The sequence below is a fragment of the Corynebacterium callunae DSM 20147 genome, from assembly GCF_000344785.1.
GTDB lineage: Bacteria > Actinomycetota > Actinomycetes > Mycobacteriales > Mycobacteriaceae > Corynebacterium > Corynebacterium callunae.
In genome coordinates, this window is sequence record NC_020506.1 from 1,916,307 (window position 1) to 1,931,627 (window position 15,321).

The 15,321-nt window shown below is 52.2% G+C and carries 13 protein-coding genes; 6 read left to right on the top strand and 7 right to left on the bottom strand.

The window, feature by feature from the left end:
* Window positions 1–32 precede the first annotated feature (32 nt).
* Complete coding sequence (treZ, locus tag H924_RS09030) at window positions 33–1,754, top strand: malto-oligosyltrehalose trehalohydrolase (RefSeq protein WP_015651655.1); 1,722 nt, start codon at window positions 33–35, stop codon at window positions 1,752–1,754.
* Here treZ and H924_RS09035 read toward each other — a convergent pair.
* A complete protein-coding gene (locus H924_RS09035; protein WP_245533861.1) occupies window positions 1,751–2,362 on the bottom strand; it encodes a TetR/AcrR family transcriptional regulator in 612 nt (203 codons plus the stop codon). The genes treZ and H924_RS09035 overlap by 4 nt on opposite strands.
* 59 nt (window positions 2,363–2,421) lie before the next feature.
* Here H924_RS09035 and H924_RS09040 point away from each other — a divergent pair, with 59 nt between their 5' ends.
* Both H924_RS09040 and H924_RS09045 read left to right on the top strand, forming a co-directional pair.
* The gene (locus H924_RS09040; protein WP_015651657.1) at window positions 2,422–2,808 is read left to right on the top strand and encodes a DUF1304 domain-containing protein; all 387 of its coding nucleotides are present in this window, start codon (window positions 2,422–2,424) and stop codon (window positions 2,806–2,808) included.
* A gap of 22 nt (window positions 2,809–2,830) precedes the next feature.
* The gene (locus H924_RS09045) at window positions 2,831–3,841 is read left to right on the top strand and encodes an NADP-dependent oxidoreductase (protein ID WP_015651658.1); all 1,011 of its coding nucleotides are present in this window, start codon (window positions 2,831–2,833) and stop codon (window positions 3,839–3,841) included.
* Between the two features lie 83 nt (window positions 3,842–3,924).
* On the opposite strand, the gene ilvA is transcribed toward H924_RS09045, so the two are convergent.
* Window positions 3,925–5,235 (bottom strand): threonine ammonia-lyase IlvA, encoded by a 1,311-nt coding sequence (ilvA, locus tag H924_RS09050; protein WP_029703277.1) that lies wholly within the window; start codon window positions 5,233–5,235, stop codon window positions 3,925–3,927.
* A gap of 191 nt (window positions 5,236–5,426) precedes the next feature.
* Here ilvA and H924_RS09055 point away from each other — a divergent pair, with 191 nt between their 5' ends.
* Window positions 5,427–5,930 carry a hypothetical protein gene (locus H924_RS09055; RefSeq protein ID WP_015651660.1) on the top strand — a complete coding sequence of 168 codons (504 nt, stop codon included), beginning with the start codon at window positions 5,427–5,429 and terminating at the stop codon, window positions 5,928–5,930.
* Window positions 5,931–6,037: 107 nt separating this feature from the next.
* On the opposite strand, the gene H924_RS09060 is transcribed toward H924_RS09055, so the two are convergent.
* Together H924_RS09060 and dnaE are read right to left on the bottom strand one after the other, a co-directional pair.
* On the bottom strand, window positions 6,038–7,243 hold the full coding sequence (locus tag H924_RS09060) for a cobalamin-independent methionine synthase II family protein (RefSeq protein ID WP_015651661.1): 1,206 nt from the start codon (window positions 7,241–7,243) through the stop codon (window positions 6,038–6,040).
* A 110-nt stretch (window positions 7,244–7,353) separates the two neighbouring features.
* A complete protein-coding gene (gene dnaE / locus H924_RS09065; RefSeq protein WP_015651662.1) occupies window positions 7,354–10,920 on the bottom strand; it encodes a DNA polymerase III subunit alpha in 3,567 nt (1,188 codons plus the stop codon).
* A 107-nt stretch (window positions 10,921–11,027) separates the two neighbouring features.
* Here dnaE and rarD point away from each other — a divergent pair, with 107 nt between their 5' ends.
* A complete protein-coding gene (gene rarD, locus H924_RS09070; protein WP_015651663.1) occupies window positions 11,028–11,888 on the top strand; it encodes an EamA family transporter RarD in 861 nt (286 codons plus the stop codon).
* Here the strand turns inward: rarD and H924_RS09075 are convergent.
* Genes H924_RS09075 through lspA form a run of 3 tightly spaced genes read right to left on the bottom strand, consistent with a single transcriptional unit; the run spans window position 11,885 to window position 13,998 of the window.
* The gene (locus H924_RS09075; RefSeq protein ID WP_015651664.1) at window positions 11,885–12,475 is read right to left on the bottom strand and encodes a hypothetical protein; all 591 of its coding nucleotides are present in this window, start codon (window positions 12,473–12,475) and stop codon (window positions 11,885–11,887) included. The two genes, rarD and H924_RS09075, sit on opposite strands and share 4 nt — an antisense overlap.
* Window positions 12,476–13,405 carry an RluA family pseudouridine synthase gene (locus tag H924_RS09080; protein WP_015651665.1) on the bottom strand — a complete coding sequence of 310 codons (930 nt, stop codon included), beginning with the start codon at window positions 13,403–13,405 and terminating at the stop codon, window positions 12,476–12,478.
* Window positions 13,405–13,998, bottom strand: a complete 594-nt coding sequence (gene lspA / locus H924_RS09085; protein ID WP_042392657.1) for a signal peptidase II — start codon at window positions 13,996–13,998, stop codon at window positions 13,405–13,407. Before lspA ends, H924_RS09080 begins: the two co-directional genes overlap by 1 nt.
* A gap of 211 nt (window positions 13,999–14,209) precedes the next feature.
* On the opposite strand from lspA, the gene H924_RS09090 reads away from it, so the two are divergent.
* Entirely contained in the window at window positions 14,210–15,301 is a 1,092-nt protein-coding gene (locus H924_RS09090) for a hypothetical protein (protein ID WP_015651667.1), read from the top strand.
* Window positions 15,302–15,321: the final 20 nt, after the last annotated feature.

Genomic DNA, 15,321 nt, shown 5'->3' on the forward strand with positions numbered 1-15,321 from the left:
CAAAACTGGGAGTTTTCACTAGCCTGGTGGCTATGCCGAACTCATCACACTATGCCGTTTGGGCGCCGCTGCCTGAAGATGTACGCCTCCGCCTTAACGGCGAAGTCCATGCCATGACCAAAGATGAAGATAATTGGTGGACCGCCGCGGTTAAGCCACAGGCTGGCGACCGTTACGGTTTTAAGCTTTTCGACGGATCCTCGTGGTCCAAAACGCTGCCCGATCCACGCTCACAGCATCAGCCAGATGGCGTTCATGAATTAAGCCAATGGGAGGATCCTTCCTTCACCTGGAGTGATGAGGACTGGACCGGTCGCATTTTGCCCGCTTCTGTTCTTTATGAATTACATGTCGGAACTTTTTCCCCGGACGGAACCTTCGAGGGAGTCGTCGAAAAGCTCTCTTATCTGCGCACTCTCGGTGTCACCGCCCTGGAGCTCATGCCCGTGCAACCTTTTGGCGGCAACCGCAACTGGGGCTATGACGGGGTGCTCTGGCACGCAGTCCACGCCGGTTATGGTGGCCCGCAAGGCCTAAAAAAGCTTGTCGACGCCGCCCACCGGGCGGGAATCGCAGTGTACTTAGATGTGGTTTATAACCACTTTGGGCCCGATGGAAATTACAATGGCCAATTTGGCCCCTATACCTCAGGTGGCAGCACCGGCTGGGGTGATGTGGTCAATATTAATGGCCATGATTCCGATGAGGTTCGGACCTATATTTTGGACGCTGCTCGTCAATGGTTTAGCGAATTCCACATTGATGGCCTGCGCCTTGACGCCGTGCACTCACTTGATGACCGCGGTGCTTATTCCATTTTGGAACAGCTTTCCATGGTCGCCAGCGAGATAACTGCAACGACCGGCGTTCCCCGCTCTCTTATTGCCGAATCTGACCTCAATGATCCGCGCCTTGTGTCCTCGCGGGAAGCAGGCGGTTTTGGACTTAATGCCCAGTGGGTTGACGATATTCACCATGCCCTCCATGCCTTGGTTTCTGGTGAAACCCACGGCTATTTTAGCGACTTCGGCTCTGTAACTACTTTGGCAAAAACCTTGGAGGAAGTTTTTGAACATAGCGGTGGGCTGTCTACCTTCCGCGGGCGCAGTCATGGCCGCCCAGTGCGTCGCGATGTCATCCCTGCCTCGCGTTTTGTCACCTACACCACCACTCATGATCAAACCGGCAACCGTGCCATGGGTGATCGCCCATCCATGAATCTCACCCCGGAGCAGCAAGTTCTCAAGGCCGCAATTATCTACTGTTCGCCTTATACTCCAATGCTGTTTATGGGCGAAGAATTTGGCGCAACTACCCCTTTTGCCTTCTTCTGCTCCCATACTGATCCGGAACTAAATAGGCTCACCTCCGAGGGACGCAAGCGAGAATTCGCCCGCATGGGATGGGATCCAGCTGAGATTCCTTCTCCTGAACTAGAATCCACTTTTTTGGCATCCAAGCTTAATTGGGAGTTTTCTGCTGAACAGCAACGTATTTTTGAGGCCTATACGCAGTTGCTGCGCCTGCGTAAAGAACTCGGATTTTCCCAGTCCGACCTGCTAAATCTAGAGGTTGATCACGGTGATTCCTGGCTTTCCATGGCTAATGGTGAGGGCCGCCTAGTGGCAAATTTCTCCACTGAACCTGTTGAGGTTCCTTTTGGAGGTCGTCTGATTTATAGCTTTACAGCACCTCAGGTGACTGCCACCACCACTACCCTGCCAGCCTGGAGCTTTGCGATCCTCGAACGTTAAGCATTATCCACCAAGTCAATGGCGGTGGAGATCATGTCCACCGCCTCCTGCTGTGCAACCCGTACGATGGCGTAGGCCGAAATAACCAAAGCAGTTAATGCTCTGCTCAGGGTGTTAAGTTCTTGCTCGCTAAGGTGTGGGGCGTGTGCTTTCAACCCTCTGGTAAAAGCCTCTGCAAGTTCTTTTCGATAATCACTAATAACCCGCGCTACCTCTGCATCTTTAGCTAAGGGTGCAGTTGCAGTATTAATAAGCAGACAGCCGCGGGCAACGGGGGAAGGCAATGGCCGGGCAAAAGCTCCTTGCAGCATTGTGAGGTAATTGTGCAGCGCTTGAGGATCAATTTCAGAATCTTGCAACGCTGCGAGACGAGGACGCACCACCTCATTGAGATAACTTTGCACCGCGGCATCAAATAGACCACGTTTATGGCCAAAAACGTTATAGAGACTTGAGCGGCTTAGCCCAGTGGCCTTTTCTAAATTTGGGATGGAGGCTGCCTCAAAGCCCAACTCCCAAAAAACCTCTCGTGCTGCTACCACTACTTCTTCGGTGTCAAAAGCTGCTTTTCGCGCCATTTTCATCGACCCACTTTCTGAAACGTTCATTACAGTATATACTGAAACGATCGTTACAGAATCATTGCCTAGGATATTGGAGATTCACTGTGGTCATTGCAGGCCTACTTTTTTCAGGATTTGCAGCTGCTTTGCATGTCTACATCTTCTATTTGGAATCCTTCTTGTGGACTAAACCTACTGCCGCCAAAGTCTTTGGTATCAGCCCAGAAGAGGCCAAATCCACCCAAGAGATGGCATTTAACCAGGGTTTTTATAACCTCTTTTTGGCTATTGTCACCGCTCTAGGCATTGTGTTCTACCTGCTCGGCTGGGACACCATCGGTGCCACCCTCATCTTTGCCGGCACAGGATCGATGCTGGCTGCAGCGCTTGTCTTGCTAATTTCCAGCCCAGATAAGTCAGCTGCCGCAATCAAACAAGGAACCCTGCCCCTCATCGCCCTCATCACCTTGGCTTTGGGCTTGGCGTTCTAAATTTTCTAAAGGAGTTTTAACTATGAGCGAGTTCACCACCACTGAAATTCACCTCACGTCCCGCCCTACAGGTTGGCCCACCCACGACAACTTCGAGCAGGTAACCGTCACTGCCCAAGAGCTCGAGGAAAACCAAGTTCGAGTACGCAACGCCTTTATTTCTGTCGATCCTTATATGCGCGGTCGCATGAACGATACTCGCAGCTATGTGGCTCCCTACCAGCTTGGTGCAACTATCGCCGGCGGCGCAATTGGCGAGGTTGTAGAATCCCGCTCCGCCGAACTCCCAGTAGGCACCATTGTCCTGCACCAACACGGCTGGAGCGATGGCGTCCAGGCCAATGCCAGTACTTTCCGCGCAGTTCCCAATATTCCTGGAGTACCACTCTCCCTCCGCCTCCATATCTTGGGCATGACTGGACTCACTGCATATGTAGGTTTAACTGAAATCGCACACCTCAAAGAAGGCGACGTGGTATTCGTATCCGGTGCTGCAGGAGCTGTTGGTTCCGCAGTTGGCCAGATTGCTAAATTACTCGGTGCCAAGAAGGTTATTGGTTCTGCAGGTTCAGCTGAAAAAGTTGCCCTGCTAAAGGAAAAATACGGTTATGACGAAGCCTTCAACTACAAAGATGGCGATGTCCGCGAATTGCTTCGCCAAGCTGCCCCAGAAGGCATTGACCTGTACTTTGACAACGTCGGAGGCGACCACCTCGAAGCCGCACTTGATTCCTTTAATGACGGCGGACGTGCTGCTTTGTGTGGTGCAATTTCTAGCTACAACACCACCGAGCGCACCCCTGGCCCTGACAACATGGCCAATATCATCACCCGCGCACTCAACCTCCGCGGTTTTACCCTCGCTGCTCACCTCAACCTTGCTCCTGAATTCCAGGAGAAGATGGGGGCTTGGTTTGCAGCTGGAAAGATTTCCTATGATGAAACTATCGTCCACGGTATTGAGAACACCGTAGATGCCTTTATCACTATGATGCAGGGCGCAAATACCGGCAAAATGCTGGTTCAGATCTAAGACTTTGTAATCTTAGACAAGAAGAAGGCTGGTGTCCGGAAATTTTTCCGGACACCAGCCTTTAGTTTTGCTTTGGTTCTGATTTAGGTTAGGTACTCATATTCTGGAGTACCTGGCTCCAAGCGACGGCAATCAATCGCCGAGGCTTCCATGCGCTCCAGCAAAGAATCAAGTCCGGCAGCCTCGCCCAATTGCAAACCAACCAGGGCGGTGCCAGTTTCTCGATTATTGCGCTTCAAATACTCAAAGAGCGTGATGTCATCTTCTGGGCCGAGGATATCCTCGAGGAAGTGACGCAGCTGACCTGGCTTTTGTGGGAAGTTCACCAAGAAGTAATGCTTCAAACCACGGTGAACTAGGGAACGCTCCGCGATTTCTGCATAACGCAAAACATCGTTATTACCACCAGAAATGATGCAGACCACCACTGATCCCGGCGCGAAAGACATTTCCTTCAAACCAGCAACAGATAGGGCGCCAGCAGGTTCTGCAATGATGCCCTCATTTTGATAAAGGTCCAGCATTTCAGTACAAACCGAACCTTCGGTTGCACTCATCATATGAACGCGACCCTGGTTCTTTTCCACGATGGTGTAGTTAAGATCGCCGACCCGCTTTACCGCTGCGCCGTCGACAAAAGGATCAACAGCATCAAGGGTGACGGGGCCACCTGCACGTAGCGCTGCTTGCATAGAGGCAGCTCCTGAAGGCTCTACTCCCACAATGGCAGTACGAGGTGCCATATCGGACAGGTAGCTGATCACACCAGAGAGCAATCCACCGCCACCAACTGGGACCATGACATAGTCTGCATGCTTGCCCAGGGAAGTTAGCTGGGACAGGATTTCCGCAGCTACTGTGCCTTGGCCAATCACGGTGTTGCGGGCGTTAAAAGGCTCGATGAGGGTCGCACCGGTGCGCTCTGCATCCTCATGCGCTGCTGCTGAAGCTTCATCAAAGTTATTGCCGGTGACAACTAGGGTTACAAACTCGCCACCGTGCACCAAGATGCGATCGCGCTTTTGCTTAGGAGTTTGTACAGGAACGTAGATCCGACCCTGTACTCCCAAAGATTTACAGACATAGGCAACACCTTGGGCGTGATTTCCAGCCGAAGCTGCCACAATGCCGGCGTCTCGTTGTTCCTGGGTGAGCTGCACTCCAGAGTTGAGTGCACCGCGGATCTTATAGGAACGAACATCTTGGAGGTCTTCGCGCTTGAGATAAACCTCAGCGCCAACTTCTTGGGACAACCGGGGGCAATATTGCAAAGGTGTTGGGGCAATTACCGAGGAAATTCGTGCCTGAGCCGTTTGAATGTCAGCGGCACGAATAGGCTCCGCTCCGCTTGTCATCACTCCTGGACTTTTCTCAGACACTGTAGTTTCACTCATGGTTGATAAGTGTAATCCTCTTAGTTCTTGGCGACGACTTTGGTACAGAGTTTCATACAAATTCCAGAATGTGAGAAAGGTTTTCTGGTCAATACTGGAGTTGGGATACTAGACTCTTCACCTGTTAAGGATCGTATTTAAATAGTCCTTAGGTTTATCTGATATCACCAACATTTGCCAGGAGAATTGTCTTGTCTTTGCGTCGTACCTCTTTGACCCTCGTAACGGTTTCTGCCGTGGCGCTATCCGCTTTCTCCCCTGTTTCTCACGCACAGTCTTCCGATGTACTTAACTCTGTTGCCGAAAACATCACCTCTTCAACCATCGTTGATGAAGAGGGCAATCCTGTTGATGGTGCTGAACAATGGCCTGGCAGTGTTGAAGGTAGCTCCATGCTCAGCAGCGGCGAAATCCCAGAAGCCCCAAGCATTGGATCCTCTGGAAAGACCAAGGAAGATGATGGTCTAACTGAAGAAGAACAGGCAACACTTGATGAGTGGTCTCAGATCCCTGTCATCGGTTCTGTCCTGGTTCCACCATCATGGGTAGAAATCCCCTTCGCAGTTATCCAGGCTGTTGGTGCACTGATCGGATTTGGTGCCACTGCAGGTGCGATGGCTCTGCGTTTGAATCCTGATCTCAAGCCAGTTTTCCAGGATTACCTGACCAAGCTGGGCATTAACGTTAATGCTTAAGTAGTTTGAGTGTCCTCCCAATGGGCACAATAAAGCGGCTGGCGATGAATTATTTTTCATCGCCAGCCGCTTTATTTGTTGCTGTTGTGCAACCCTCGCCCTACAGCTTAGAACAGTTCCTTAGTAGCGATACGAGCGCCCTCTACTAGGGACTCCAACTTAGCCCAAGCGATCTGGGAGTGGAGGCGTCCACCAAGACCACAGTCGGTGGATGCCACAACGTTTTCTGGGCCAACCAACTTGGCAAACTGCACAATACGGTCAGCTACAAGACGTGGGTGCTCCACTGCATTGATGGAGTGGGAAACCACGCCTGGGTAGATCACGGAACCTTCAGGAAGCTTGTGATCCTCCCAAACACGCCACTCATGAGCATGGCGAGGAGATGCACCCTCGAAGGAGAAGCCACCGACCTCAGCACGCAGGATTTCTTCAATAATGTCACCGAAAGGAATGTCGGTGGTGTGTGGACCGTGCCAAGAACCCCAGCAGATGTGCAGACGGGTCTGCTCCTTTGGAAGGCCCTTTACAGCGCTATTGATAGCGTCGATACGGGTACCAATCCACTGGCGGTAATCAGCCAAAGATGGTTCTGGGTTGATCTGATCCCACGCTTCTGCCAGGTCTGGAGCATCCAGCTGCACGGTCAGGCCAGCATCGGTAATGATCTTGTATTCCTGTGACAATGCGTCTGCACAGGCAGCCACAACCTCTTCATCGGTTGCATAGAACTTGTTCTTCAAACGAGCTGCAGATCCAGGGGACAGTGCTGCAACGAAGCCACTTTGAGCTCCTGCCTTTTCCATGCCCTTTTTCAGAAGATCAACGTCAGTTTGGGTTTCTTCCTGGCCAATATAGGTAATTGGGCCGGTGAACTCTGGGTTACCAACGCTTGCGCGGCCGGCAAAGATTCCGGAAGCTGGATCCTCATATGCTTCGCGGAAGAGCTCGCGGTCACGGCGATCAGAGAAGCTGGTCAGCTTGATGTTGCCCGGGGTGGAGCGGATTGCTTCCTGATTTGCCCAACGATCCTCGTCAGTCATGGTCAGGCCACCGAGGCGGGTAAAGGAGTAGTTCCACCAAGCGCCGAAATCGACGGCACCGGAGGTGACGTGTCCGTATTCACCCTCGTTAAGAATGTCAATGCCCAGGTCAGCCTGGCGCTTTACGACGTCATCTACCGAGGTCTGCAGGATCTGGAAGAATTCTTCTTCGCTGATCTCACCGTTAGAACGCTTAATGTTTGCGTCAAGCAGTTCTGGGGTACGTGGCAAGGAACCCACGTGGCTAGTCCGGATATGATCGATGCTCATAAAACTCCATTCACCAAAATAAAGAAAATACCTACTGCAATCTGACTCTAACCCCATAGCCACCGCCCCACTCCACTGCGCGCGGAGATTTATTCATGGCGGTGTATGAATTAGCCCAAAATCCCAGGTCCCATTGTGGCTTTCAAATCTCCCATAAGGCTGGCAGATCGACTAACCCGTAGGTGCTCACCCAAGATCATCACAGTGGAGCTTTCACCGTCGACAAGGTTGAGATAAACATCGGAGTCGCCCTTGTTATCCACCAATACTTGTTTCAATTTGGCGATATTAGACATGGTGCATTGATCGGTACGCATGGAAAGACGCAGTGGCAGGCCTTGGCCATTTCCCGGTCCTAACTCTGGAACCCGCAGGTCATCACAGAACAAGCTCATGCGGTCATCACGAATGGAAATATGAGCCTTTGCCAGGATGATATTGTCTTCCACAATCAGCGAACCAACAATGGAATAGACCTTGTTAAACACTAGGAGTTCCACCGATGCACCGTTGTGGTCTTCCATGGTCACAATTGCCCATGGTGAGCCGTCCTTTTTGGAGAAGCGACGATCCACACCGGAAATAATGCCACCCACGGTTACCTCTGCACCATGTTTGAGTTCGCCAGCCACAATGGTGGTCAGCGGAGTATCAATTTGGGCAGCAATGGCATCTTCATAACCGTCTAGCGGGTGGCCGGAGACATAAAGGCCCAGCATCTCTCGTTCCAAGGCAAGCTCATGTTTACGCTCCCACTTTTCATCAGGAACCGTAATTTGAAAGAAGCTTCCTACCTCGTCTTCAGCTTCAGAACCAAAGGCAGCAAAGAGATCAAATTGTCCCTTATCAGCAGCTTTCTTGGTGGCGATCACTGAGTCCACGGCATCTTCAAAGACCAACATTAGGCCCTTGCGAGGATGGCCAAGGGAGTCGAAGGCACCAGCCTTGATCAAGGATTCTGTAATGCGCTTATTACAAGGCAAGGTATCAATCTTGTCTAGGTAATCCGAGAAGTCCTTGAACATTCCCTTTTCCTTGCGGGTGGCGATGATGGAATCCACCACTTCCGAACCAACGTTTCGAATAGCTCCCAAGCCATAACGAATATCGGTTCCAACCGGAAGGAAGTTCAGCGCTGACTCATTAATATCTGGGGACAGCACATGAATGCCAAGGTGGCGGCAATCGGCCAGGTAGATGGCAGATTTATCCTTGTTATCACCCACCGAGGTCAACAGCGCGGCCATATATTCCGGCGCATAGTGAGCTTTAAGGTAGGCCGTCCAGAAGGACACCAATCCATAACCTGCGGCGTGGGACTTGTTAAACGCATAGCCGGCGAAAGGCAGAATGGTATCCCACAGGGTCTTAATGGCTTCCTTGGAATAGCCATTGGCCTGCATACCGGCTTCGAAGTTAGCAAACTCCTTGGCAAGCACTTCAGGCTTCTTCTTACCCATTGCTTTACGGAAACCATCAGCTTGGCCAGCGGTGTAATTTGCCACCTTTTGAGAGATCTTCATGATCTGCTCCTGGTACACAATCAGACCATAAGTTTCACCGAGGATTTCTTCGAGTGCTTCCTCCAGTTCTGGGTGAATTGGAGTAATAGGCTTGCGGCCATTTTTACGATCGGCATAGTCCCAGTGCGCGTTCACACCCATGGGGCCTGGTCGGTACAGTGCCAATGCAGCCACGATGTCATTAAAGCCAGTTGGCTGCATGCGCTTTAGCAGCTCCTGCATGCCGCCACCATCAAGCTGGAACACACCCAGAGTTTCACCGCGGCTGAGCAGCTTATAAGTTTCTTCGTCTTCAATGGCAAGGTTTTCTAGGTCAAGTACTTCCCCATCACGGTTTGCCTTGATGTTTTCAATGGCGTCACCAATAACCGTGAGGTTTCGTAGACCCAGGAAGTCCATTTTCAGCAGGCCAATAGCCTCACAAGCAGGGTAATCCCAACCGGTAATAAGCGCGCCGTCCGCAGGACGCTTCCACATGGGGATGCAGTCAAGCAAAGGAACCGAGGACATAATCACGGCACAGGCGTGCACACCTGATTGACGCACCACTCCCTCAAGTCCACGGGCGGTGTCATAAATTCGCTTAACATCTGGATCAGTTTCAATGAGCTGACGTGCAGCACCGGCTTCGTTATAACGAGGGTGAGAGGGGTCGGTGATGCCAGAGAGCGGAATGTCCTTGGCCATGATGGCTGGTGGCAATTCCTTGATTACGCGGTCTGCAATTTGATAACCCGGCTGACCCATTTGCACGCGGGCAGAGTCTTTCAGGGCCTGCTTGGTTTTCACGGTACCGAAGGTAATAACCTGGGCAATCTTGTCCTCACCCCAGCGTTCGGCGGCATAGCGAATCATCTCACCGCGACGACGATCGTCGAAGTCGATATCGATATCGGGAGCGGAGGGACGCTCTGGGTTCAAGAATCGCTCAAAGAGCAAACCGTGTTCAATGGGGTCAATATTGGTGATGGTCAAGGCATACGCAACCAAAGCACCCGCTGCAGAACCACGGCCTGGACCAACACGAATACCAATGGAACGGGCATGCTTAATAAGCTCAGCCACGATAAGGAAGTAGGAAGGGTAACCCTTCATATCGATAACGGAGATTTCATACTCCGCGCGCTCGATATAATCCTCGGGAACCTGTTGGCCTGGGAAACGGTCTTCCAGACCGGCCATTACTTCGTGGTGCAGCCAAGACGTTGGGGTATAGCCCTCTGGGACGTCTGCAACGGGCATGCGGTCGTGCGGGTGTTCTTCCCAAATCTCGCCATAATCCTGGACGCGCTCGGCAATCCAGAGGGTGTTGTCGCAGCCTTCGGGGACCATATCGTCCCAGAGTGCACGCATTTCCTCGGCGGATTTTACGTAATATCCCGTGCCGCCGAATTTGAAGCGGTCTTCGTCGTGAAGCGTCTTTCCGGTTTGTACGCAGAGCATTGCCTCGTGAGCTTGAGCCTGGGACTCCAGCACATAGTGGCAATCATTGGTCACTAAGGGTGGCAGGTTGAGCTTGCGGCCGATTTCTAGCAGCTCGCTGCGCACGCGGGTTTCAATATCAAGGCCGTGATCCATTAGTTCCAGGAAGTAATTATCGCGGCCATAGATGTCTTGCCACATGGCAGCAGCTTCTAAGGCTTCATCAAACTGGCCCAGGCGCAAACGGGTTTGCACATCGCCAGAGGGGCAGCCGGTGGTGGCAATAATGCCTTCGGCACGCTCGGCGATAATTTCGGCGTCCATACGAGGCCATTTACCCAGCTGGCCTTCATAGGAGGCCATGGAAGATAAGTAAAAGAGGTTACGCAGACCGGTGGCATTTTCAGCCAACATGGTCTGGTGCAAATAAGCACCGGAGGCAGAGACGTCATCTGACTTCTGGTGTGGTTCACCCCAACGCACACGCTCTTTATTAAAGCGGGATTCTGGTGCTAGGTAGGCCTCAATGCCAATGATGGGCTTGACGCCTGCTTCTGTCATCTTGCGATAAAAAGGATTGGAGCCATACATATTGCCGTGGTCAGTGATACCAACAGCAGGCATTTGCTGGCGCTGGACTTCATCTGCCAGCATGTCGATCTTGGCCATTCCGTCCAGCATCGAAAACTCGGTGTGATTATGAAGATGTACAAATGAGGAGTTCTTGGCCATGGTGGATAGTCTAGCCATCGTGTCAAAGCTAAGAAACTCGCTGTGGTCCACCCCTCCAATTGGGTATTAAAGGTGACATAACACCGCTGGGTATAAGGTGTGCACTTATGATCTACGGCGTATTCGCATATTTAATTTGGGGGCTTTTCCCAGCATTTTTCCCCTTGCTGCTCCCCGCTGCACCGCTTGAAATTTTAGCTCACCGCATCTTGTGGACCGCGGTATTAATGCTCATTGTTATTACAGTTGCCAAGGGCTGGGGCGAGTTTAAAAAGACCGACCGCTCCACGTGGATCCGCATTATTTTTGCATCCATTTTTATTGCGGCCAACTGGTTGATTTACGTTATTGCAGTCAACGCCGGACACGTCACGGAAGCTGCCCTTGGCTACTTTATTAATCCGCTGGTCAGCGTGGTCTTTGGCATTTTCTTCTTTAAGGAACAACTGCGCAAATTGCAATTAAGCGCCGTTCTTATTGCCACTGCCGGTGTGCTATTTCTGACCTTCTTAGCAGGTCAGCCCCCATATTTGGCCTTGACCTTGGCACTGACCTTCGGTTTGTATGGAGCCATTAAAAAGCAGGTAAAAATGTCTGCCATTGGTTCACTCACCGCGGAAACCCTGGTGTTATTGCCAATTGCCATCGTGTATTTGGGCTGGCTGGAGTTGTCTGGCCAGGGCACCTTCTTTAATAATGGCCCCGCACACTCGGCGCTGCTGATTAGCTCTGGGTTGGTCACCGCGGTGCCACTTTTGCTCTTTTCACTGGCAGCAAAGGCTATTCCGCTATCCACCGTGGGCATGTTGCAATATATGACGCCGACTATGCAGATGCTATGGGCGCTGCTGGTGGTTAATGAACAATTAGAGCCAGTGCGTTGGATCGGCTTTATTATTATCTGGGTTGCGGTGGCGCTTTATATCTTTGATATTTATCTCCAAAAACGCCACCACTCCGCAGCCTAAGCACCGTCTAGCGGGGTGCCATCAACGTTGACTGGGCGAACTCCAAAAGCGCCCCAGGCAGCATCCGGTGGCAGCACCTCAACGCTAAAAACTTCCTGGTTGGCTGCCAATTGCTGCAGTACTTCCGGGGTATCCCGCACCACTACCCCGTTGAGCTCCTGCGGGGCACGAACGTTGCCGATACCGGCAAGCTGAGCGTCGACAAGCGTTATTTGACGTTGAAAAACATCGGCGCGGGTCTCGCCCGCAATCGGCTCCGGGAGGGGCATGGCTGGCGCAGATAGCATCACCATCGCGTTAACGCGCCCGACATCGGCAACCACCTCGGCCGCGCTACCCGCGTCGAGCGGCCTCTTAAAACTAACCAGCGCGTAGGCATCTCGGCCCGCCGGCGCCGCAGTAAGCGAGGTGGCAGCGCGTGCAGCGTAGGCGTCAATGCTTTCCGACGTTTCCTGGCCGAGCATATCGCCATTAATGGCCATCGGCTTTGCCGTGCGATCACTTAAACTCAATAGCGCAACCACAACGACTAAGCCGAGAAGTGCTAATACGGCAGCGATCCGCCGACCTCGATCAAATCCATCCATCTAAGATTCCCGCAACACATCCAAAGCGTGCTGGAGATCGTCAGGATATGGAGACTCAATCTCCATCCAGCGACCATCAGCAGGGTGATTAAAGCCCAGCGACACAGCATGCAGCCACTGCCTGGTTAGGCCTAGACGCTGCGACAATACTGGATCGGAACCATACATTGGATCGCCACAACAAGGATGATGTAAGGCCGAAAAATGCACACGAATCTGGTGGGTGCGTCCTGTTTCCAGGTGCACTTTCACCAAGGTTGCCTCCTGGAAAGCTTCCAGAGTTTCATAGTGGGTAACGGCATGTTTGCCTTCAGTGGTGATGGCAAAACGCCAGCCTGCGGAAGGATGACGCCCAATCGGGGCCTCAATGGTGCCAGACATTGGATCAGGATGCCCTTGTACCAACGCATGGTAGGTCTTATCCACGGTACGGTCCCTAAAAGCCCGCTTGAGCACGGTATATCCGCGCTCTGAGGCAGCAACCACCATGACACCTGAGGTACCTACATCAAGACGCTGGACAATACCTTTGCGCTCGGGTGGGCCGGAGGTAGAAATCCTAAATCCAGCAGCTGCCAAACCACCAACTACAGTTGGGCCTTCCCAACCAACGGTTGGGTGTGCTGCCACGCCTACTGGCTTATTAACCGCAATGACATCATTATCGGCATAAAGGATATCGAGGCCAGGGACAATTTCTTCTTTGGGAATTAAGGGGCGTGCCGGCTCTGGCAATAAAACATCCAGCATGGAATCGGCCACGAGGCGATCACTCTTGCCCACTACTACCCCATCAACGCTGACGTCTCCGGCAGTTGCCAATTCAGCTGCGGTGGTACGAGAAATTCCCAACAGCTTTGAGAGTGCGGCGTCTACCCGCATGCCAGCGAGGCCTTCGGGGACGGGAAGTGTTCTACTTTGTCTGCTCATTATGCTTCTGCTCCATGTGCTGCCGGGGTGTTGTTGAGTTCTTTGTCTTGGGCTTTATTCCGAGTGATGTCGCGTTCTTCTAAGAACATCCCAATTAAGAACACAATGACACCACAGGTGATGGAGGCATCGGCGATATTAAAAACTGCAAATCCGCCCACGGAAATGTAGTCGACCACATGGCCGAGGAAAAATGATGGCGCCCTAAAAAGGCGATCCAGGAGATTGCCCATGGCACCACCTGCCACCAGCGCCAAACCAACTGCAATCCAGCGGTGCTGAATGCGGGGCGCATAAATGGCAATACCAATAACAAAAGCTAATTGGATACAGGTGAAGATCCAGGTGTTGTTACCACCCATGGAAAATGCTGCGCCGGGGTTAAAAAGTAAATAGAAACGGAACCAATCGCCGATAACTGACACGGGGACGCCCGGTTCAAGCCAATTCAGCATGAGCGTCTTCACCAGCTGATCGACGGCTGCAATCACCACTACGATGGCTGCCATTAAGGGAACCACCTGTTTGACGGTTGTCCTCTTTTCTTTCTTTGTCCTGGGGGCTGCATTGGCCCCTGCATCGTTTGAGGTCACCTAGACTATCTTTCCCCATGTGGGGCAAAAACTTCCACCCGGACCCACCCATGGTCACAATTACAGGGCACCCCAACCCCGATTTCGCCAGGAAAACAACCCTGTTAGTGCAGTGGCACACCATTATTATGGTGAAATTCAAAGCTTAAAGGCAGTTGCTTTTCAGGGTTCACTTGGCTAGCTGACCTTCACAAGCGATAGGTTTAAAGGCGTGCCACATACATTTTCTTCACGTTCTCTAGGTTTCCGTGTTCTCGCCGGCTCCCTCGTATTATCAACAACCTTGGGCCTTGCTGCTTGTAGTGAACAATCCCAAGACGATAGTCCCGCTGTAGAACAGGCCGTGGGTTTGGCCGTTGATGCACCCCGCGTGGTGGTCTTGGAAACAGGAACCGCCCCACTGAGGACATTTAGTTATAAGGATGTGCCTGCAGAAGGCGCCGAAGAAAAGACTCAAGATCTCACCTTGGACATTGCCCAAGGTTTTGCCCAAGCGGTTGGAACTGCCGCAGATGCTAATCCGGTAGCGCCTGCTGGTGGCGATGTGACCACCTTAACCTTGCCTATTAGCGCAAGTACCAAAGCAGCCGAAGCATCTGAAGAGGAAGCAATTGCGGCTTCTCGTGACATCACTTTGAAGGTTGGAAACCCCGACTTCAGTGATCTCACCCAATCCCCCGATACTAACTCCGCTGCTGGTTTCACCCTCGGAATGCGCGCTACTGATAGTGGCCAAGCGACAACTTTAAGCTTTGCAGCTCCAGTTGATGCCACGGACAATGGACGAGCCTTGATGGAGCAATATTTGCTTACTTTTACTTCCCTGCCCATTGTCTTTCCCACCGAAGAGCTGGGTGTGGGAGCAAAATGGACAGTAGATAGTCGCGTAACTGGTGAATCCACGCTGTTACAGACCCTGGCCTACACGATTACTGGCTTTGAGGGCGATAAGGTTGACCTGGATGTAGCGGTCTCCCAGCGCCCCAGTATCTCTGCCATTGACATCACCACCACAGAGACAGCTACCGCCACCCCAGAATCAGCTACCGCGGCTGCGACCCCCACCGAGACTCCCGAGCAGCTTGCAGTGATGAGTTCCAATACCACTTCGGTAGGAACATTGAGCGTGGATCTTACTCAGCCATTGCCAACTGCTGGCCAAGTCTCATGGACTACCCGCGTAATTTATGGTGGTGCCACCAATGACACCCGCATTGTGCAGGACACAACTTCTTCAGTGAAGTTTGGCGAAGCTGAGGCTGCCTCCGAATCCACCTCCGAAACAGCCACTGAAAGCAAGTAGCCAGCCTCAAATGCTTGGCT